Raw genomic sequence first — 19,591 nt, forward strand, 5'->3', positions numbered from 1 at the left:
TTCGTCTGCCGCAAATGGCGCGGGACGCCGGTGGCACAGCACGCCAGCGCGCTGCGCTGGGTACGCCCCGTCGAACTGCACGGCCTCGACATGCCGCCCGCCGATAAGCCGCTGATCGGGCTTCTGGAGGCTTTGATCTAGTCCTTTGGTTTGAGCGCCGCCGCCAGCGAGGCGGTGCCGCTGCCGCGCCGTGCGGGTTGCGGCTGGTCGGGATGCGGCGCCCAGCCGCTGAAATGGACGATGCGGAAAATTTCGGCGATCCGGCCATCGGGATCGGCCTGGCCCGCGAAGGCAGCGGCAATTCGCGCGGTTTCCTCGCGGGTCAGGGGCGGCGGGGCGGGCGCGAGGCGGCTCGACAGGCCGGCGGCGCGCAGGTCGCGCACCAGCGCGAACCAGTCGCCATACCGGACCGTCAGCGCGTCGATGTCGACGACGGGCAGGGTAAAACCGATGCGCTGGAGCAGATTGCCCATCGCGGCGAGATCGATTTGTGGGTGCAGCCGCGCGATCGACCGGACGCCGTCGGCCATCACCGCGCGGCGCAGGCGGGGCAGGCTGCCGTCGCCGACGAAGGCGCCGAGCAGCAGGCCGTCGGGGGCGAGCAGCGCGCGGAGGCGGAGGAGCGCGCCGGGGACGTCGTTGACGCTATCGAGTCCTCCGGGCCAGACGATGAGATCGAAACTGGCGAAGGGCAGGTCGATGGCGTCGGCCTCGACCGCGATCGCGCCGGTTCCGGCCGCAAGGCGCGGTCCCGCCTCGGCGATGGTGAGGTCGGTGCCGGCCGCGCGCAGATGATCGGCGAGCGCGGTATCATGCGCGCCGATCAGCAGCGTGCGGGAAAATTCGCGCGTCACCGTCGCCAGCCGGTCGATCAGGGTTTCGGCGATGAGCGGCGCGAGGAAATTGGCCGATGCGGGCAGGCGCGCCATGCGGTCGCGCTGGGCGCGATGGCGGGCCGGTGAGAATAGCGGGCGGGGAGGCTGCGACATCCGCCGCTTGTGCCGTCCCCGGCGATGCTTCACAAGCCGGTGATGGCGACGGCGACGGGGGATGTCGAAAAAGAAGGCGCGCCGGCCGGGGCGTGGCTCGGCGGTTTGCGCGTCGCGGCGCGCGCGATCGTCGATTATGCGCTGCCGCCGCGTTGCCCCGGCTGCGGCGTCATCGTCGGCGAAGACCGCCAATTCTGCCTGACCTGCTGGTCGTCGCTCCATTTCCTCGACGGGCCTTGCTGTTCGCGCTGCTCGATTCCGCTACCTGCCGCCTTGCCCGGCGGGCCGATCGCGTGCGGCGCGTGCCTCGCGGGCGCGCCGCCGTTCGAAGGCGCGCCCGCGGCGGTCGCCTATGGCCCCGTCGCGCGCACGGTGGCGCTGCGCCTCAAATATGGGCGGCGGACCGGGCATGCCCGGTTGATGGCGCGGCTGATGGCACGGCACCTCGCCATGCTGGGTGACATTGACGCGATGCTGTTGGTTCCGGTGCCGTTGCACCGCTGGCGGCTCTGGTCGCGCGGGTTCAATCAGGCGGCGCTGATCGCGGACGAATTGTCGCGGCTGACGGGAGCGCCACGCGATCATCATCTGCTTTTGCGGATCAAGGCGACCGCATCGCTGCGCGGCAAGGGGCGGCGTGAGCGCGACCGGATCGTCGCCGGCGCCTTTGCGCTGGCGAGCGATGCAAAGCCGCGCGCGGCGGGGCGGCATCTGGTGTTGCTCGACGATGTCCACGCCAGCGGCGCGACGCTGCGCGCGGCGGCGCGGGTGCTCGGGCGCAGCGGCGCCGCACAGGTGTCGGCGCTCACCTGGGCGCGCGTCGTTCCGGAAGCCCTGATGACAAGCAACATATTTGACTTTGCTTCGTTGGATTCCGATATGGCGAGTTAAGGATGACAGGATAGCCGCATGGCCAAGATTGAAGTTTTTACGAAGTTCTTCTGCCCCTATTGCTCGCGCGCCAAGGCGCTGCTCGAACGCAAGGGCGTCGAATATCAGGAAATCGACCTGACGATGGACCGCGCCGGGTTCGACGCGATGGTCGCACGCGCGGGCGGTGCTCGCACGGTCCCGCAGATTTTCATCGACGGCAAACATGTCGGCGGCAGCGACGATCTGGCCGCGCTCGATGCGCGCGGTGGGCTCGATCCGCTGTTGGGGCTGGGCTGACGTTGATCGTTTTCGACCTTTGCTGCGCCGCGGGCGATCATCGCTTCGAAGCCTGGTTCGCGAGCAGCGACAGCTTTGGCGAGCAACAGGCGCGCGGGCTGATCAACTGCCCGGTGTGCGGCGACGGCGACGTGAAAAAGGCGGTGATGGCACCGCGAGTGGGTGCCAAGTCCAACCGTCAGGCACTGGCCCCGCCGCCCGCGAAACCGGGCGCGGGCGAGCCGTCGCCCGACCTGGTGCGCAAACTGCTCGCCGACATTGCCGCGAAGCAGGCCGAAATGCTGCCGCAGTCGCGCTGGGTAGGCCGCGATTTCGCCGATGCGGCGCGCGCGATGCACGAAGGACGCGCGGCCGAAGACCTGATCCACGGCCAGGCCTCGCCCGAGGAGGCGCGATCGCTGCGCGACGACGGGATCGCCGCGATGCCGCTGCTCGTGCCGATCGTCCCGCCCGAGGCGGCCAATTGATCCATCGCGATTGACGCTTTGCGCGCTCCACCGCTACACGAGCGACGGCGCACCCGTAGCTCAGCAGGATAGAGCATCAGATTCCTAATCTGGGGGCCACTGGTTCGAATCCAGTCGGGTGCACCATAGCCACCGGAAGCAGGAAAATCCGGCGTTTCCGCTCGCGACCATTCCCGAACAAAAGAGAGAACCGGGGGTTCGGTCGGCACGAGGATCCTGCTCGGTTGCAGTCGCATGGCTTCGATCGCGATGTCGCGGCGCGTCAACGGAGCCAACGGACCCAGATGGTTTGAACCGAGTATTGGCCGATCGCCTTGGCGAGAGCGCGCAGTTCCATCCCCGCTTCAGCCCAAGCCGATCCCCTTTAGATAGTGCTCGAGCGCGCCGGCTTCGTCGGAGTGGAAGATCGCGCCGACATAGCCGTCGGGCCGAACCAGCACCCACTCGCGCGGTGCAAGGCCATAGGCGTTGTGTAGATGGCCGCCATCGTCTGAAAGCGCGTGTTGGGCTCCGACGTGATGGATGCGGAGGCCGCTGCGGGGTGCCGCGATTTCGCGGGTCGTTTCATAGCCAATCAGGCTCCAGTGCCCACCGGTGAACAGATCGAACAGGCGCCGGGGGCAACCCGCCGCCCCGCGCAGCGGCGCGTCCGGCGCCCGGTCGCCCGCGAGCAGGATGCCGGGCCGTGATGACGGCTCAAAGGTAAGCGCCGATTCCGGATAGCCGATGTCGAGTTGATGGACTTCGCGTCCGCGGCGCATGGAACCGCGCTTCTGCGCGTCGAGCAGCCGGGTCGAGAGACCCAGCATCTCTTCCGCCACCGGCCGCCTCTCCTCCTCATAGGTATCGAGCAGCCTGTCGGGCGCGCCGCCCAGCACGGCCGCCAGCTTCCAGCCGAGATTGTAGGCATCCTGAACGCTCGTGTTGAGGCCTTGCCCGCCAGTGGGCGGGTGGACGTGCGCGGCATCGCCGATCAGGAATGTGCGGCCGACGCGGTAGCGATCCGCCAGGCGGGCGCTCATTATATAGGCCGAGGCCCACGACACCGACCGAACATGGATATCGTCGCGTCCGGTTCGTTCCGCCACCATGACGTTGAGCGCATCGACGGAGAGGTCCGCCTCTCCGTCGATCGGGATTGCTCCCTGGATCTGGAAGAGATCGGTCCCGGCGAGCGGACAGATCGACATCAACCGCCGCCTGTCGCCGACATGATATTGATGCCACGCATCGCGCCTCAGCCCCACCAGGTCGACATCGGCCACCATCGCCCGTACGCCCAGCGTCTTGCCGGGAAAGTCGATGCCGAGGGCGCTGCGGATGAAGCTGCGTCCACCGTCGGCCGCGATCAGATATGGAACATGGACCAGCTCTTCACCTACCGGACCGGCAAGACGCGCCGTGACGCCGTCCTCTTCCTGCTCGAACCCGACCAGTTCGCACCCAAACTCGACGCGGCCGCCAAGCTCGGCGAGGCGTTCGCGCAGCAGTCGCTCGGTCAGGAATTGCGGAAGCATGAGGGGGATATGGTAGGGCTCGGCCGGCGTCGGCGGTTCGACCTCGAGGGCCGTATCCGTGTGGCTGCCATCGTTATGATATTCACGTAGCGGCGGATAGACACCGCCGGCGGCAACGAGCCGGTCGAGCACCCCGAGATCCTCGAATATTTCCTGGGATCGCGGCTGGATGCCCTTGCCGCGCGACCCTGCGAACGGACGGTCCAGCCTCTCGATCAGCCGGAACGGCACGCCTCGTCTCGCCAGGTCGATCGCGAGGGTCAGGCCGGCGGCGCCGGCGCCGCAAATCAGGACCGCAGGCGGGCTTTGCTCTTTCATTCGAACCTCCAATGTGTATAACGCACATATCCATGGAGGTCTGACGGATGTCAACAAATAAAGTGCATAATGCACATATTAGGGCGCTGCTTCCCTCCCTGCATGCGTCGCTCCTCGAAATCGTGACGGTGATGAACCGGCCGGAAAGGGACGAGGAGTTGCTGGCGTTGGCGGGCCTGACGCTCGAGCGTGCGCTCTTCCCCCTGCTCGTCTTCGTCGAGCGCAAGGGGCCGATCGGGGTCGTCGATCTCGCCGGCAGGGTTGGCCGCGATTATACGACGGTCAGTCGCCAGGTCGCGCGGTTGGAAGAACTCGGCCTGGTCGAGCGTCGTGCCGGGTCGGCGGACAAGCGCGTGCGCGAGGCGATCATCACGCCGCGCGGAAAGTCGGCGACCGACGCTCTCGATGCGGCCCGCGAAACTATGGCGCTGAGCCTCTTCCGCGACTGGTCTCGCGAGGATCTCGACGAACTGGTGCGACTGATGGCGAAGTTCGCCGAGGGCATGGCTCCGACAGCCGTGACGGCCTAGGCCGGGGGGCGGCGGCCGGGGGCGTCGGGGATGTAGGCGGTCAAAGGGGGGGTGTGGCACAACGGTCGGCGAGACGGGCCGGAAGAACCAAGGAAACGGCAGAGCGTTAGCCAAGCGCGCAAAGTTGAAATGGATCCGGGCCGCGAACCCCCATACTGGCCCGCAGCTGTTGCGCTGCTCATCGACGCCGGACAGATGACAGCATCCGACTACCTGCCAATCTACCCCGATTTACGTTTGCATCCGAAGGGGCGCCCACAGACGTCGTTATCGTTGAATTTCCGATCGTCAAACGACGATCAACCAGTTCTCATCTTCCCCCGGGCGCAGGAATGCGCCAAAATTCAGCCCGTTCAGAAGGGCATGATGAACTGTATCAACGCGTGCGGCGCTATGTGGCGGGCGTCCAAGTGCCCCGGGTTGCGTCTATGATTGGTGAGCGTGAGTTTGAGATCGCTTGGAGCTGACCCTCTGGCATACCGACGAACGGTCCCACGCGCTTCTGGTTGTTTGCGGCGCGCCGTTGCCATGCGATGAACCATGGTCGTTGACCCGCCAGGCTGTTTATTGAGGCGCGTGTCATCGGACAGCCTGCTCGCCAAAGACCGATGGTCATGTCCGCCGCGCTATGCTTTAGTCGGCGCGCGATGGCGCAGGACAGACCCCGGTATAAATCCTACGGCAGCCCGGCCGGTGGCTGGGGTGCGGCGGCTGCGACCGCGAAGGTGCTGTTCGAACAAAGCGTGGTTACCAAGGGGTCGCGCGCGCTCTTGTCGATGAACCAGCCGGGCGGTTTCAAATGCCCGAGCTGTGCCTTTCCCGACGCCATCTGCACCAAGAAGCTCGAATTTTGCGAAAATGGCGCAAAGGCGCTCGCGCACGAGGCGACGAAATTCCGCGTCACGCGCGAATTTTTCGCCGAGCACAGCGTCTCCGACCTGATGAAACAGTCGGACTATTGGCTCGAAATGCAGGGCCGGCTGACCGGGCCGATGCGCTATGACGCCACGACCGACCATTATGTGCCGGTGAGTTGGGACGATGCCTTCGCGCTCATCGGCGAGCACCTCCGCGCGCTCGCCAGCCCGCACGAGGCCGAATTCTACACCTCGGGGCGCACCGCCAACGAGACGGCCTTCCTCTATTCGATCTTCGTGCGCGAGTTCGGCACGAACAATTTCCCCGACTGTTCGAACATGTGTCACGAACCGACCAGCCGCGGGCTGCCGCACTCGATCGGGGTCGGCAAGGGCACGGTGGTCCTCGACGATTTCGAGCATGCGCAAGCGATCTTCCTGATCGGGCACAACGCCGGGACCAATGCGCCGCGGATGATGACGCCGCTGGTCGAGGCGCGGAAGCGCGGCGTCCCGATCGTCGCGGTCAACCCGATGCCCGAACGCGCGCTGATCAAATTCACCGAGCCGCAGGACATCGTCCAGATGGCGACCTTCGGGTCGACCGAAGTCAGCAGCGAATTCGTGCATATCAGGATCGGCGGCGACCTCGCGCTCTTGAAGGGCATGATGAAGGTCATGTTCGAGCGCGAGGCGGCGGGCGAGACGGTGCTCGATCACGACTTCATCGCCGAACATACCGAAGGCTTCGTCGCGCTGAAGGCCGATGTCGCGGCGCAGCGATGGCCCGACCTCGTCGCCGCCGCGGGGATCGACGAGGCACAGATCCGGCGCTGCGCCGAAATCTATATCCGCTCGAACGCGACGATCATCTGTTACGGCATGGGGGTGACCCAGCATCAGCAGGGATCGCAGCTCGTCCAGCAGATTGCGAATATCCTGCTGCTCAAGGGCAATTACGGCAAGCCGGGGGCGGGCATCTCGCCGATCCGCGGCCATTCGAACGTGCAGGGCGACCGCACCGTCGGCATCGACGAGAAACCGGGCCAGGCCTATCTCGACCGGGTGCGCGATGTTTTCGGGTTCGAACCACCGCGCGCGGAAGGCCATCATAGCGTCGAATCGGTCGAGGCGATGCTGGCGGGCACCGCGAAGGTGTTCATCGGCCTTGGCGGCAATTTCGTCCGCGCGGTGCCCGATACCGATCGTGCTTACGACGCGATGCGCAAGCTGAACCTCACCGTCGGGATCGCGACCAAGCTCAACCGCGGGCACCTCGTCCACGGCCGCGACGCGCTGATCCTGCCCGTCGTCGCGCGCTCCGAACGCATCGAAACCGCCGCGGGCGAGCAATTCGTCACGATCGAGGATTCGATGTCGAACGTCACCGCGTCGCGCGGCGTGCTCGAACCCGCGAGCGAGCATCTGATGCCCGAGACCGAGATCGTCTGCCGCATGGCGATGGCGACGCTGCCCGACAGCAAGGTCGATTGGGCCAGCTATATCGACGATTATAGCCTGATCCGCGACAAGATCGCCGAAATCTATCCCGCGCTCTACGCGGATTTTTCGGAGCGCATCAAGGCGCCGCTGGGCTTTCACCTCGATATCGCGCCACGCCGCCGCGTGTGGGCGACGCCGAACGGCAAGGCCAATTTCCTCATCCTCCCGGGGCTCGCGGTCAACGCGCCGGTTGCCGATCCCGACATGCTGCGGCTTGCGACCGTCCGCTCGCACGACCAGTTTAACACGACGATTTACAGCTATAACGACCGCTATCGCGGCGTGTATAACGACCGGATGGTGCTGTTTATGAATGCCGACGATATTGCCGCTCGCGGGCTCGAGGCAGGAATGAAGGTCGCGCTCGAAACAATCAGCGCCGACGGCATCGCGCGCCGGGTAGGGGGGCTGACGATCCTCGACTATCCGATGTCGCGCGGATCGGTCGCGGGCTATTATCCCGAGCTCAACCCGCTGCTGCCGCTGGCCCATTACGACAGGACCAGCGGCTGTCCGGCGGCGAAGTCGATCCCGGTGCGCGTCGTCCGGGCTGCGGACTGACGCCGCCGATGGCCCTCGGCAAATATATCGCGCCGGTCCGTTTCCTGATCTTTCCGTTCGTGCTGGTCGCGGCGATGGGAGCGGCACTCGCGTTGGACATCGATCCGCGCGCCGGGTTCCTGATCGGCTTCGACGCCGCCGCCTTCGTCTTTCTTTGCACCGTGATGCCGCTGCTGCGCGCCGACGCCTATCAGATGCGCCGCCGCGCCGAATTTAATGACGCCAATCGCGTGGGCTTGCTCGCGATCACCGTGCTGCTCTCGCTCGTCATCCTGTTCGCGGTCGGGACACTGATAGCGAGCCCGGGCAAGCTGGGCCGCTGCGATGTCATCCTGATCATCGCGACGCTCGCGCTCGCATGGCTGTTCGCGAACATCGTGTTCACGCTCCACTATGCGCATCTCTATTATCTGCAAAAGGAGGGCCGCGACCAGGGCGGGATCGAAGTGCCGGGGGTGCACGAACCCGGCTATTGGGATTTCCTCTATTTTGCCTTCACGCTCGGCATGAACTTCCAGACATCCGACGTCACGATATCGGGCGCGCATATGCGGCGTGTCGTGCTCGGCCACTGCATAGCGGCCTTCATCTTCAACATGGGCATTTTGGCATTCACCGTGAACGCCATCGGCGGATCATGACCCTGCGAGGCGATCGAGGTCGGCGGTGCTGTTGATGTTCGGCGGTACGAAGCCGCTGGAGACCGCCCGCGCGCCGATCCGGCGGGCATAGGCCCGGACCGCAAGGTCGTGTCCGTCCTCGAGGATGGCCCGCAGGTCGTCGATCGAGGCAATCGGCCAGAGACCGATCACCGGCTGCGTATCGAGAAAGGCTGGCGCCGGTTCGAGAAGCGCGCGAAGATCGCCGGGCAGGCGCACGCAATCGACTGGCGCCGTCAGCACCCGATCGAAGCCCTGATCCGCCGCATGGATAAGCGCCCCGGCAATGCCGCCGAGCGGCCCCATGTCGCGGCGCGGCCAGTCGGCGACTTCGTCCCGACCGACAACGGCCACGGCATCGCAATGCGGGCGCAGCGCCGTCAGCGCATGGTAGAGCAAGCTCCGTCCATCCAGCATCGCGAGCGCCTTGTCCGACCCGAAGCGGCTCGACCGCCCCCCCGCGAGCACCGCGCCGAGCACCCTCACGCGATCATTCCGTGCGGATCGCTGATGACAAGCGCCGAATCCGCCCGCGCCAGCGTCACGAGCGTCAGCCCCGCCTGCACCGCGCGTTCGGCAGCAAGGCTGGTCGGCGCCGAGATGGTGACGAGCATCGGGCAGCCCGTGCGCACGGTCTTTTCAACCAGTTCGTAACTGCACCGCGCCGACAGCAGGATAAAGCCGGTCGCCGGGGTCATGCCCGCCCGCGCCAGCGCGCCGATCAGCTTGTCGAGCGCATTGTGCCGCCCGACATCCTCGCGCGCGAACAGGATGGCACCCGCGGGCGAGCAGAAGGCGGCGGCGTGAACCGCACCCGTCGCCCGCCCGAGCGGCTGGTGATCGGCGAGCGCCGAAATCGCCGCCGCGATGGCGCCCCGGTCGGTCGCGATGCACGCGGTCACGGGCGGCAGGGGCCGCAGCACTTGCTCGATATTCTCGATCCCGCAGAGGCCGCAGCTGCTTTCGCTGACGCGCGTGCGCACGCGTTCGAGCGCGAGGGCGTTGCGTTCGGGAGCCAGCCAGATGCGCAGCGCCCAGCCGCCTTCGACCGCGTGGGCATCGACACGCCGGATCTGGTCCGCCGTGTCGACCAGCCCCTCGCCGAGCGCGAAGCCCAGCGCATAGTCTTCGAGATCGGAGGGGGTCGCCATCATCACGGCATAGCCGATGCCGCCGACCTCGATCGAAACCGGCGCCTCGATCGGCACGCGGCGGATCAGGGCTGCGTCGCCGGGATCGGCGAGACCGAGCCGGCGGACGGGAAGATCGATCGTCTCGCGTTTCATGATGATCTGTTAGCCGATCCCGGTCTGCTTGTCCCGGTTTGTCCGGCCGAACCGTTCGACAAGGAAATCGACGAAGGCGCGGACCCGCGGGAGGATATTCGCGCCGCCCGCGAACATCCAGGTGATGGCGCTGGCTGGCCTCGTGATCGTGCTGGCGTCAGGGCCGCGCGCCGCGGCCCCGCTCGCGCGAGGCTGGCGATTGCCATTTCGGCGGCGGAGCCTATGCCATTGCAGGCATGAAAGCCGAAATTCTCGCCGTCCTCCTTGGCAAGGTCCGCCCCTTTCGCGGCGACGATGCACCGAGCGCCATCGGCAAGTTGCCGGTCGCGGACGCGGTTGCCGTCGGCGCGATGGGCCTGATCGGCGATGAGCAGGCCGATCGCACCGTCCATGGCGGCATCGACAAGGCGGTCCATCATTATCCTGCCGACCATTATGACTGGTGGCGGGGGCAGCTGGGCGAGGTTCCGTTGCTCGATGCGCCGGGCGCGTTCGGAGAGAATATCTCGACCGCCGGGCTCGACGAGAAGAACGTCTTTCTCGGCGACCGTTTCCGGCTCGGCACCGCGCTGGTCGAAGTGACGCAGGCGCGCCAGCCGTGCTGGAAACTCGACCACCGCTTTCAGGCGAAGGGCGTGATGGCGCTGGTCGTGAAGACGCGGCGGACGGGCTGGTATTACCGCGTGCTCGAACCGGGCTATGTCCGGGCGGGCGACACGCTCGACCTGGTCGACCGGCCCCATCCCGAATGGCCGCTGGCGTCGCTGTTCGCCCTTCTGATCGGCGGTGAGGCGAAGGATCGGCTGGCGGACCTGCGCGCATTGCGCGACGTCCCGGTGCTCGCCGAAACCTGGAAGATGCGGCGCGCCAAGCTGGCCGAGCAGTTCGGCGCGGATTAGAACAGCGCAGGTTCGCTGTTTCCCAAGCGGTCAATGGTCGCTGCCTGATTGCCGCTAAACCCCCTTGCCAAGCATGCGCTACAAATGTAGCACGCTACAAATGTAGCGCATGAGGTGAGTCGTATGTTGTCCAGCCTGCCCCCGCGAGAACGCGAGATCGTCGATATTCTCTATGAGCGCGGTGCGTCGACCGTGACCGAAATAGGCGAGGCGCTGGCCGACGAATTGTCGGGTTCGGCGATCCGGGCGATGCTGAAGCGGCTCGAGACCAAGGGCTTTGTCGCGCGCGAACAGTCCGACCGCGGTTTCGTCTATGCGCCGAGCGTGTCGGACAAGGCTGCGCGCAAGTCGGCGCTAAGCCAAGTCGTGCGGGTGTTCTTCAACGGATCGGCGACGAGCGCCGCGGCCGCCCTGCTCGGCATGCAGGACGAGATGAGCAATAGCGAACTCGACGAACTCGAACAGATGATCGCCAAAGCGCGCGAAGGGAGAGGGTGATGCTGACCACCGCCATGTTGCTGGGCCTGGCCTGGAAATCGGTCGTCGTCGCGGCGCTGACGCTGGGGCTGTTGCGGCTGGTGCGGTCGCGCACGGCCGGCGAGCGGTCGATGATCGCCCATGCCGGGCTGATGGCATTGCTGGCCTTGCCGGCCGCGATCCTGCTGCTGCCGCAATGGGCGCCGCTTCCCGCGAGCTGGTCCTTCGAAGCCGCCGCGCCGCTTGCGCAACCGGCAACAACGGGGGGATCGGCGATCGATCCGGCACCCGCCGCGACGTCAGTCCCCGTCGTGGACGATGTTCCTGTCAAAGGGGATGGGGCCGGATCGACGCCGATCGTCTTTTCGTGGAGCGACCTTGCGCCCTTTCTCTATCTTGTCCCGCTCCTATTGTTGTCGGGAGTGATGGCAGCCGCGGTGGTGCGGCTGTTCGCGATGCGCGGGCGCGCCGAGATATTGGTCGACCGGTCGTGGCTGACAGCGCTCGCCGAAGCGCAGCGGCGCATGGGATTCAAGCATGGCACCGCGCTGCTGGTGAGCAACGAATTGCGCTCGCCGATCAGCTGGGGTGTGCTGCGCCCGACGATCGTGCTGAGCCCGAAAGCCGTGGCGGCATCGAGTGAGGCCGAGGCGATCATCGCGCACGAACTGGCGCATGTCGCACGGCTCGATTGGGCGAAACTGCTCGGCGCGCGCGTCGCCTGCGCGGTCTTCTGGTTCAATCCGCTGGTGTGGATGCTGGCGCGTGAGAGCCATCAATTGCGCGAGGAAGCCGCCGACGATGCAGTGCTGATGGCCGACATCGACGGGCCTGATTATGCGACCTTGCTGGTCGGCGCTGCGCGGCACGACAACCAGGGCGCGCTGCTCGCCGCGCATGGCGTCGCGCCGGGCAAGGACAGTTTGAAGCGCCGCATCACGCGCGTCCTCGACGGCAGCCTGAAGCGCGGCCCGGCGAGCGCGAGCTGGATGCTGATGAGCCTGGTGGTGCTGGCGAGCGTGACCGCGCCGCTGGCGGCCTTTTCGGCAACCGCGAGGCCCGCGGCGACGGCGGACGTCCACTCCGTCGTCGCCTCGACCACCAAGGAGACGACAGCCGTGACATCGCAGTCCGCCGCCGCAAAGACCGTTGCGACCGATGATGCGGCCACCGCCGCAGCGGCATCGAAGACGCTGAGCGCCGAGGAACTGGTGAGCATGCGTGCGGTAGGCGTGACCCCCGAATATGTCGCGCAGATGCGTGAGCAGGGCGGGTCGCTGGACGCCGACGAGATCATTTCGGCAAAGGCGAGCGGGATCGACCCCGCCTATATTCGGCAGATGCGCGATATCGTTCCCGGCGCCGATTTCGACGAACTGGTCGGCGCGCGGCATGTCGGCGTCAACGCGGCCTTTGCCCGCGACATGAAATCGCATTTCCCCGACATCGGGGTCGACGATCTGATCGCGCTGAAGGCGATGGGGGTCGACTGCGACTTCGTCACCGACATGCAGAAGTCGGGTGTGAAGATGCGCGATGCCGACGACGCGATCGAGCTGCACGCGACGCGCGGGTTCCGGTCCGTCAAGCCCCGCCCGGCAGCGAATCCGCGGCCGATCACCAGGGCGGTGCGAGACGGAAATGTCGCCGTGGTCGATATGGAGCGCGGCGTGATCGAGGCGCGCCGCGGGGACGGCCGGACCGCGCGGATCGAATTCCCCGCACCGCCGGAACCGCCCGAGCCGCCCGCCCGCGACTGACCCCCGGACATTCGTCCGCAGCGACCGACGATTAATCGAAACCTGATTCAAAATTGCCGCTGCGGCGGCGAGCGATGACGCTCGCCTGGCGCACGGAGGGAGAAGTGCACCATGAAAGCCTATTTGTTCGCCGGTAGCGCCGCGCTGATGTCGATCCTTGCCTGTTCGGCGCCGACCGCCGCCGCCAACCCGCTCGTGCTGAGCGACGTCAGCTGGGTCGCCGAGCCTGCGGGCGGAAAGAAGGGGGCGCCGCGCGTCCGCATCCAGCACAAACAGTCGAGCAGCGATCAGAGGTTCGACGGCTCGCGCCCCCATCTCGCCGCCGCCGAGGCCGCGCTGGGCCGGACTACGCCGGGGCCGGTCAGTTTCACCGTGACGCACGACGCGGGAACGCTGGCATGTACCGGCACGCTGACCCGCGCATTCGAGGGGAAGGGCGAATGCCGCTTCACCTCCGATCCCGCGTTCGAGCGCGCGCTCGGCGACCGCGGGCTGCCGCCCGACCGGCGGTCGACCCTGCTCGCGATGCTGCTCGTCGATGCGACGATCGCGCTTGCCGACGGGCTGGCGCGCGAGGGGGTGCGGCCGAAGGATGCCGACGATCTGATCGCGGCGGCGGCGCTCGAAGTGCGGCCCGAATATGTTCGCGATCTCAAATCCGAGGCGCTGGTTCTGACCGAAATCGAAGATGCGATCGCGTGCAAGGCGCTCGGCGTCGACGGCGCTTATGTGCGTGGGCTCGCCGCGGCGGGATACAGGAAGCTGAGCGCCGACGAGGTTGTCAGCATGAAGGCGATGGGCGTCACGGGCGCATATGCGCAGGCGATGAACCGCGCAGCCGGAGGAATTTCCAAGTGATGCGATGGACCAGCTTGATGGCGGTTGCGGCCGTGCTCCCGGCGCCCGTGCTGGCGCAGGAGACGGCGGCGCCGACCGGCGATACGCCGCCGCCCGCGCCGGCCGAGATCGCCCCGACCGCGACGAGCTCGGCGCGGCAGATCTATGCGCCCGCCGACTTCGCGCGCTACGCGCCGAAGAACGCCTATGACATGCTGATCCAGGTTCCCGGTTTCCAGATCCGCGACAATGAGAATCTGCGCGGGCTGGGGCAGGCGACGGGCAATGTGCTGTTCAACGGCGAGCGGCCGTCGAACAAGGCCGACGACATGTACACCCAATTGTCACGCATTCCCGCGGGCAATGTCGAGCGGATCGAGGTCGTCGACGGCGCGACGCTCGATATTCCGGGCCTGTCGGGACAGGTCGCCAATATCGTCTATCGCGCCGACGCCTTTTCGGGGCAGTTTTCGTGGAAGCCCGAATTTCGTGCGCATTACACCGATCCGCTGTTCACCCGCGCCGACGTGTCGGTGCGCGGCCGCGCCGGGGCGGTCGAATATGAGGTCGCGCTGAACAACGACGATTCGGCGCGCAGCGGCGCGGGCGGGCCGACTTTGATCTACGACGGCGCGCGGAACATCATCGAACGGCGCAAGGATATCTGGAATACGCATTACGACACGCCCAAGCTTTCGGGGCGCATCACCTGGGATCCGGCGGGCGATACCGTCGCCAACCTCGGCGGCCATTATCAGCGCAAATATGACCGCTATTATGAGGATGGCGTGCGCACCGACCCCGGCATGCCCGACCGAATCCGCACGGTGTATGAGAATGAAGACAGCTGGAATTACGAGGTCGGCGGCGACTATCAGCTCGGGCTGGGGCCGGGGAAACTGAAGCTGATCGGCCTCAGGCGGTTCAGCCATGAGCCCTACCGCCAGGAAATCGTCACCACGCCCGACGGCGGCATCGCGACCGGCGATCGCTTCGCGCAGACCGGCGACATCGGCGAGACGATCGGGCGCGGCGAATATCAGTGGAAGATGTTCGGCGGCGACTGGCAGCTGTCGGGCGAAGCCGCATTCAACAAACTCGACAATGTTGCATCGATCGCGCTGCTCGATCCCGCGGGGGCGTGGGTCGACCAGCCGTTCGAGGGCGGCACCGGCGGGGTGAGCGAGGATCGATACGAGGGATTGCTGAGTTTCGGTCGCAGGCTGACCGACAAGCTCAATTTCCAGATTATCGCGGGCGCCGAACATTCGACGATCACGCAGACGGGCATGAACGGCCTGACGCGCAGCTTCTTTCGGCCCAAGGGCTCGATCTCGCTCGCATGGACGCCCTCGCCCGATTTCGACATTTCGGTGAAACTGCGGCGGCGCGTGCTCCAGCTCAGCTTCTATGACTTTCTCGCGCGCGCCTTCCTGAACGACGGCAACCAGAATGAAAGCAACAACGACCTCAGACCCCAGCAGGACTGGACCTATGAGGCCGAGATCAACAAGAAGTTCGGTGCCTGGGGGTCGACCAAGATCATCCTGATCTATCGCGACGTCGAGGACCGCGTCGACGTGATCCCGATCGGCGCCAATGGCGAGGCGGTCGGCAATATCGCGAAGGCCAAGGCGGGAGCGATCGACTGGACGGCGACGATCAACCTCGATCCTGCGGGAATCAAGGGGATGAAACTCGAACCGCGGATTTTGTTGCAGAAGAGCTCGCTGCGCGATCCCTTCACCGGCGAGAAAAGGCAGTGGAACGGCTTTACCGACACGGTGATCAGCCTGGGTCTGCGCCACGACATTGCCGGCAGCGACTGGGCATGGGGCGGCGACGCCGAATATTCGCATTATCAGCCCAATTATCGCCGCAATCAGACGGACAAGGTCTGGGAAGGGCCGGTCTGGGCGTCGGTCTTTGTCGAGCACAAGGATGTGCTGGGCCTGACCGTCCGGGGGTCGATCCGCAACATCGCGAATGCGCGATCGAAGCGCGACCGGACGGCTTACACGGGCGTGCGCGGCGAAAGCCCGGTCAGCTTTATCGAGGAACGCGACCGGTTGATCGGGCCGATTTTCTCCTTTTCGGTGCGCGGGAAGTTCTGAGTGGCTAGGGTGGTTCGGTGACGAAGCGCCGCATCAAGATCTATTTCGACGGCGGGTGCCGCCCCAATCCCGGGAAGATGGAAACCGCCGTCGTGACCGGGGGCGCGGCGATGGTCGTGCGCGACGCGGGGATCGGCAGCAGCATGGAGGCCGAGTGGCTGGCGCTGATCGCGGCGCTGCGGCTGGCGCAGGATCTGGGGCTGACCAATTTTGTCCTGCTCGGCGATGCCGCGGCGGTGGTGGAGCAGGCGAACGATGTGGTGCGGGCGCGCGGCGACGCAGCAATACATCACGCGACTTTCCGCGCGCTCGTCGGTGACCGTCCGGCGCCGAACATACGCCATATCAAGCGGACGCAGAATCTGGCGGGGATCGCGCTGGCGCGCGGGCGATAACGCGCCGAAGGGCTGTCCATCGGGATCACCAGTTGTTAAGCGACGCGTGCCTATCCTTTGGCGGCCCACTGGAAGACCCGCGTGTTGAAGCCGACCCATCCCTTGCCTGTCCATCATAGCTGGCCGCTTTATGAGCGTGATCGCTTTTTCGAACTTGGGCGGCTTCATCACGGCGATACGCTCGATCCGATTCCCGACGTCGTCGACGTCGCGGCGCGGCTGTTGCCGGTGCGCGCGCGGATCGGCCAATGGGAATGCGACCTTGCCGACGACAACCGGCTGAGCTGGTCGGATGAAGTTTATGACATTTTCGGCATTCCGCGCCGCGCAGTCGTGGCGCGCGAAGAGGCGGCGGCGCTTTATGCCGAGGGGTCGCGGGCGGCGATGGAGAAGCTCCGCGCCTATGCGATCAGGCACCGGCGCGGTTTCACGCTCGATGTCGAAATCAAGCCGGCGCAGGCACCGCGCCGGTGGATGCGGTTGATCGCGGCGCCAGTCTGTGCGGGCGACGACGTCGTCCGGCTGCAGGGGCTGAAATTCATCGTTCCGGGCTCGGGTGGTCCCGAATTTTGAACCGATCGAACAGCCGGGCCTGAGAAACCACCGTTCTGGCAGTATTGGTCGCGGCATTCGTTGACGCCGGTGCGCCTTCGCCGCAGTCGATTATGGACAGACGTTGCGGGCGCCAAAGGGCCGGCCACGCCTGATTCTTCCATCCATTCCCGAAGGCATTTGCCCCGTCTTATGAAGTTTTTTAATCGGTTTGCGTCGGCCGCGCACGACATGGCCATCGACCTGGGTACTGTGAACACGGTGGTGTATGTGCGTGACAAGGGCATCGTGCTCAACGAGCCGTCGGTCGTGGCGCTGGAGACGCGCGACGGGGTGCGGCGCGTGAAGGTCGTCGGCAACGAAGCCAAGCCGATGATGGGCAAGACCCCCGACAATATCCAGGCGATCCGGCCGCTGCGCGATGGCGTGATCGCCGACATCGATGTCGCCGAACAGATGCTGAAGCATTTCATGGACAAGGCGCAGGGTGGGGCAAGCCGCTTTGCCCGGCGCAGCAATGTCGTGATCTGCGTGCCCTCGGGATCGACGATGGTCGAGCGGCGCGCGATCCGCGATGCCGCGACGAACGCCGGCGCGGTGTCGGTGCAGCTGATCGAGGAATCGCTCGCCGCCGCGATCGGCGCCGGATTGCATGTCACCGAACCGCGCGGCGCGATGGTCGTCGACATCGGCGGCGGCACGACCGAGGTCGCGGTGCTGTCGCTGAGCGGCGTCGCGTACAGCAATTCGGTGCGCGTCGGCGGCGACAAGATGGACGAGATGATTTCGTCGTCGATCCGCCGCCGGCACAATCTGATGATCGGCGAAATGACCGCCGAGCGCGTCAAGCTGACGATCGGTTGCGCGACTGCGCCCGTCGGCGACGGCATGATCATGGGCGTGAAGGGCCGCGACCTGGTGACCGGCCGCCCGGCCGAGGTCAAGGTAACCGAAGCCGAGATCGCCGAGGCGCTGACCGAGCCGGTCGGGCAGATCGTCAGCGCGGTGCGCGCGGCGCTGGAACAGACGCCCCCCGAACTGTCGGCCGACATCATCGACGAGGGCATCACGCTGACCGGCGGCGGCGCGCTGCTGCGCCGGATGGATCAGGCGATTGCGCGCGCGACGGGGCTGCCCGTGGTGGTTGCCGACGATGCGCTGATCTGCGTCGCGATGGGGGCCGGGCGCGCGTTCGAGGATCCCGCCTATCATGGCGTGCTGATCGCGGCTTGAGCTCGCGACCCTGTTGCTAATTCCATATCTCGTCATTCCCGCGAAAGCGGGAATCCAGTAGCACGGCAGCTCGCTGGGTTCCCGCTTTCGCGGGAATGACGAAGATTGAAAGATAGGATCAGGCGTAGGCGTCGATTGCGGCGAGGTGTCTGACCTTGTCGGCGTCGCCGAGGAATGAGCCGGTGAAGCTGTTGCGTGCGAGCGTGACGAGCTCGGCCTTCGACAGGTCGAGCGCGTCGGCGACCGCCTGATAATTGGCGTTTACATAGCCGCCGAAATAGCTGGGATCGTCGCTGTTCACCGTTGCGCGGAGCCCGGCGCCGAGCATGGCCTTGAGCGGGTGGTCGGCGATGTCGCCCACGACGCAGAGCTTGAGGTTCGAAAGCGGGCAGACGGTGAGCGTCATCCCCTCGGCGGCGAGGCGTGCGACGAGCGCGGGGTCTTCGAGGCTGCGGTTGCCATGGTCGATGCGGTCGACGTTCAAAAGGTCGAGCGCCTCGCGGACATAGGCGGGCGGGCCTTCCTCGCCGGCGTGCGCGACGATCCTGAGGCCGAGGCGCCGCGCGCGGGCGAAGACGCGTTCGAACTTGGCGGGCGGGTGGCCGACTTCGGAGGAATCGAGGCCGACGCCGTCGATGCGATCGAGGAACGGCAGCGCCTCGTCGAGCGTCGCCTCGGCCTCGGCTTCGCTGAGATGGCGGAGGAAGCACATGATGAGCTTCGACGTCATCCCATAGCTTGCCGCCGCATCGTCGAGCGCGCGGGTGATGCCCGCGATGACGGTTTCGAACGCAACGCCGCGTGTCGTATGGCCCTGCGGGTCGAAGAAGATTTCGGCGTGGCGGACCGCGTCGGCGTGGGCGCGCGCAAGATAGGCGGCGGTAAGGTCGTAAAAATCCTGCTCACTGTGGAGCACGCCCATGCCCTGATAATAGATATCGAGGAAATCCTGGAGGTTCGCGAAGGCGTAGGCGGCGCGCACTTCTTCAACGCTGGCGAAGGGAATGGCGACGGCGTTGCGCTGCGCGAGTTCAAACATCAGTTCGGGTTCGAGCGAACCTTCGATATGAAGGTGAAGCTCGGCCTTGGGCAGACCGGCAATAAAGGCGGCGCGTTCTCCGGCCGATGCAAAATCTTCAGCCATCGGATTCGCCTTCCTCGCGCAGGATGATCGCCGCCTCGGGCTTGTGGCGGCGGATTTCCTCGACCGTCAGCCCGTCGACCTCGTGCGGGAAGATCAGCCATTGGTCGGTTTCGTGGACGAAGAAATCGGGGCAGAGGTCGGTGACGTTGCGGCCGGGTTTGTACCAGACGGTCGCGATGCGGATGTCGCGCGGCATATTGTGGCGGCAGCGTGCTTTCAATTCGGCGATGAAAGCGCGGATGCTGCGGCCGCTGTCGAAGACGTCGTCGATGATGAGCAGCCGGTCCCCGGGATTCAGCGTGTCGATCAGATAGCCCAGCGCG

The 19,591-nt window shown here is 66.1% G+C and carries 20 protein-coding genes, 1 tRNA gene and 1 pseudogene; 16 read left to right on the plus strand and 6 right to left on the minus strand.

Annotation, left to right across the window (positions count from 1 at the left end; translation table 11 throughout):
• Positions 1-141, plus strand: a pseudogene (locus VJ811_RS18560) (8-oxo-dGTP diphosphatase MutT); the annotation flags it as partial.
• Here VJ811_RS18560 and VJ811_RS18565 read toward each other — a convergent pair.
• Positions 138-929 (minus strand): methyltransferase domain-containing protein, encoded by a 792-nt coding sequence (locus VJ811_RS18565; RefSeq protein ID WP_324075138.1) that lies wholly within the window; start codon positions 927-929, stop codon positions 138-140. The pseudogene VJ811_RS18560 and the gene VJ811_RS18565 sit on opposite strands and share 4 nt — an antisense overlap.
• A gap of 84 nt (positions 930-1,013) precedes the next feature.
• Here VJ811_RS18565 and VJ811_RS18570 point away from each other — a divergent pair, with 84 nt between their 5' ends.
• The 4 genes from VJ811_RS18570 (at position 1,014) to VJ811_RS18585 (ending at position 2,752) form a co-directional block, all read left to right on the plus strand.
• A complete protein-coding gene (locus VJ811_RS18570; RefSeq protein ID WP_324075140.1) occupies positions 1,014-1,880 on the plus strand; it encodes a ComF family protein in 867 nt (288 codons plus the stop codon).
• An 18-nt stretch (positions 1,881-1,898) separates the two neighbouring features.
• Positions 1,899-2,159 (plus strand): glutaredoxin 3, encoded by a 261-nt coding sequence (gene grxC / locus VJ811_RS18575; protein WP_324075142.1) that lies wholly within the window; start codon positions 1,899-1,901, stop codon positions 2,157-2,159.
• A 2-nt stretch (positions 2,160-2,161) separates the two neighbouring features.
• On the plus strand, positions 2,162-2,626 hold the full coding sequence (locus VJ811_RS18580; RefSeq protein WP_324075144.1) for a DUF1178 family protein: 465 nt from the start codon (positions 2,162-2,164) through the stop codon (positions 2,624-2,626).
• Between the two features lie 49 nt (positions 2,627-2,675).
• A tRNA-Arg gene (locus VJ811_RS18585) sits at positions 2,676-2,752 on the plus strand.
• 218 nt (positions 2,753-2,970) lie between these two features.
• On the opposite strand, the gene VJ811_RS18590 is transcribed toward VJ811_RS18585, so the two are convergent.
• Positions 2,971-4,461, minus strand: coding sequence for an FAD-dependent oxidoreductase (locus VJ811_RS18590; protein WP_324075146.1), 1,491 nt, complete (start codon positions 4,459-4,461; stop codon positions 2,971-2,973).
• Between the two features lie 131 nt (positions 4,462-4,592).
• Between VJ811_RS18590 and VJ811_RS18595 the strand changes: the two genes are divergently transcribed.
• The 3 genes from VJ811_RS18595 to VJ811_RS18605 all read left to right on the plus strand — a co-directional run bounded on the left by VJ811_RS18595 (position 4,593) and on the right by VJ811_RS18605 (position 8,553).
• On the plus strand, positions 4,593-4,991 hold the full coding sequence (locus tag VJ811_RS18595) for a MarR family winged helix-turn-helix transcriptional regulator (protein WP_324075148.1): 399 nt from the start codon (positions 4,593-4,595) through the stop codon (positions 4,989-4,991).
• Between the two features lie 647 nt (positions 4,992-5,638).
• Positions 5,639-7,912, plus strand: coding sequence for an FdhF/YdeP family oxidoreductase (locus VJ811_RS18600; protein WP_324075149.1), 2,274 nt, complete (start codon positions 5,639-5,641; stop codon positions 7,910-7,912).
• 8 nt (positions 7,913-7,920) lie between these two features.
• Positions 7,921-8,553 carry a DUF1345 domain-containing protein gene (locus VJ811_RS18605; RefSeq protein ID WP_324075151.1) on the plus strand — a complete coding sequence of 211 codons (633 nt, stop codon included), beginning with the start codon at positions 7,921-7,923 and terminating at the stop codon, positions 8,551-8,553.
• Here VJ811_RS18605 and mobA read toward each other — a convergent pair.
• Positions 8,548-9,057 (minus strand): molybdenum cofactor guanylyltransferase, encoded by a 510-nt coding sequence (gene mobA / locus VJ811_RS18610; RefSeq protein ID WP_324075153.1) that lies wholly within the window; start codon positions 9,055-9,057, stop codon positions 8,548-8,550. The two genes, VJ811_RS18605 and mobA, sit on opposite strands and share 6 nt — an antisense overlap.
• Positions 9,054-9,857: a formate dehydrogenase accessory sulfurtransferase FdhD gene (gene fdhD / locus VJ811_RS18615; protein ID WP_324075155.1), complete on the minus strand. Its 804-nt coding sequence runs from the start codon at positions 9,855-9,857 to the stop codon at positions 9,054-9,056. Before fdhD ends, mobA begins: the two co-directional genes overlap by 4 nt.
• A 236-nt stretch (positions 9,858-10,093) precedes the next feature.
• On the opposite strand from fdhD, the gene VJ811_RS18620 reads away from it, so the two are divergent.
• The 8 genes from VJ811_RS18620 to VJ811_RS18655 all read left to right on the plus strand — a co-directional run bounded on the left by VJ811_RS18620 (position 10,094) and on the right by VJ811_RS18655 (position 18,124).
• Complete coding sequence (locus tag VJ811_RS18620; protein WP_324075156.1) at positions 10,094-10,756, plus strand: MOSC domain-containing protein; 663 nt, start codon at positions 10,094-10,096, stop codon at positions 10,754-10,756.
• A gap of 123 nt (positions 10,757-10,879) precedes the next feature.
• Positions 10,880-11,254 (plus strand): BlaI/MecI/CopY family transcriptional regulator, encoded by a 375-nt coding sequence (locus tag VJ811_RS18625; protein WP_324075158.1) that lies wholly within the window; start codon positions 10,880-10,882, stop codon positions 11,252-11,254.
• A complete protein-coding gene (locus VJ811_RS18630; RefSeq protein WP_324075159.1) occupies positions 11,254-12,993 on the plus strand; it encodes a M56 family metallopeptidase in 1,740 nt (579 codons plus the stop codon). Before VJ811_RS18625 ends, VJ811_RS18630 begins: the two co-directional genes overlap by 1 nt.
• Positions 12,994-13,104: 111 nt before the next feature.
• Entirely contained in the window at positions 13,105-13,851 is a 747-nt protein-coding gene (locus VJ811_RS18635) for a hypothetical protein (protein WP_324075161.1), read from the plus strand.
• Positions 13,851-15,944, plus strand: coding sequence for a TonB-dependent receptor plug domain-containing protein (locus VJ811_RS18640; RefSeq protein WP_324075163.1), 2,094 nt, complete (start codon positions 13,851-13,853; stop codon positions 15,942-15,944). Before VJ811_RS18635 ends, VJ811_RS18640 begins: the two co-directional genes overlap by 1 nt.
• A 17-nt stretch (positions 15,945-15,961) precedes the next feature.
• Positions 15,962-16,339 (plus strand): reverse transcriptase-like protein, encoded by a 378-nt coding sequence (locus VJ811_RS18645; protein ID WP_324075165.1) that lies wholly within the window; start codon positions 15,962-15,964, stop codon positions 16,337-16,339.
• Between the two features lie 81 nt (positions 16,340-16,420).
• Complete coding sequence (locus VJ811_RS18650) at positions 16,421-16,912, plus strand: hypothetical protein (RefSeq protein ID WP_324075167.1); 492 nt, start codon at positions 16,421-16,423, stop codon at positions 16,910-16,912.
• 171 nt (positions 16,913-17,083) lie between these two features.
• The gene (locus VJ811_RS18655; protein ID WP_324075169.1) at positions 17,084-18,124 is read left to right on the plus strand and encodes a rod shape-determining protein; all 1,041 of its coding nucleotides are present in this window, start codon (positions 17,084-17,086) and stop codon (positions 18,122-18,124) included.
• Positions 18,125-18,242: 118 nt separating this feature from the next.
• On the opposite strand, the gene VJ811_RS18660 is transcribed toward VJ811_RS18655, so the two are convergent.
• The gene (locus VJ811_RS18660; RefSeq protein ID WP_324075170.1) at positions 18,243-19,268 is read right to left on the minus strand and encodes an adenosine deaminase; all 1,026 of its coding nucleotides are present in this window, start codon (positions 19,266-19,268) and stop codon (positions 18,243-18,245) included.
• The coding region (locus VJ811_RS18665) for a phosphoribosyltransferase (protein ID WP_324075172.1) at positions 19,261-19,591 on the minus strand (331 nt) is incomplete at its 5' end. The genes VJ811_RS18660 and VJ811_RS18665, both read right to left, overlap by 8 nt.

The organism is Sphingopyxis sp., assembly GCF_035250425.1.
Lineage (GTDB): Bacteria > Pseudomonadota > Alphaproteobacteria > Sphingomonadales > Sphingomonadaceae > Sphingopyxis.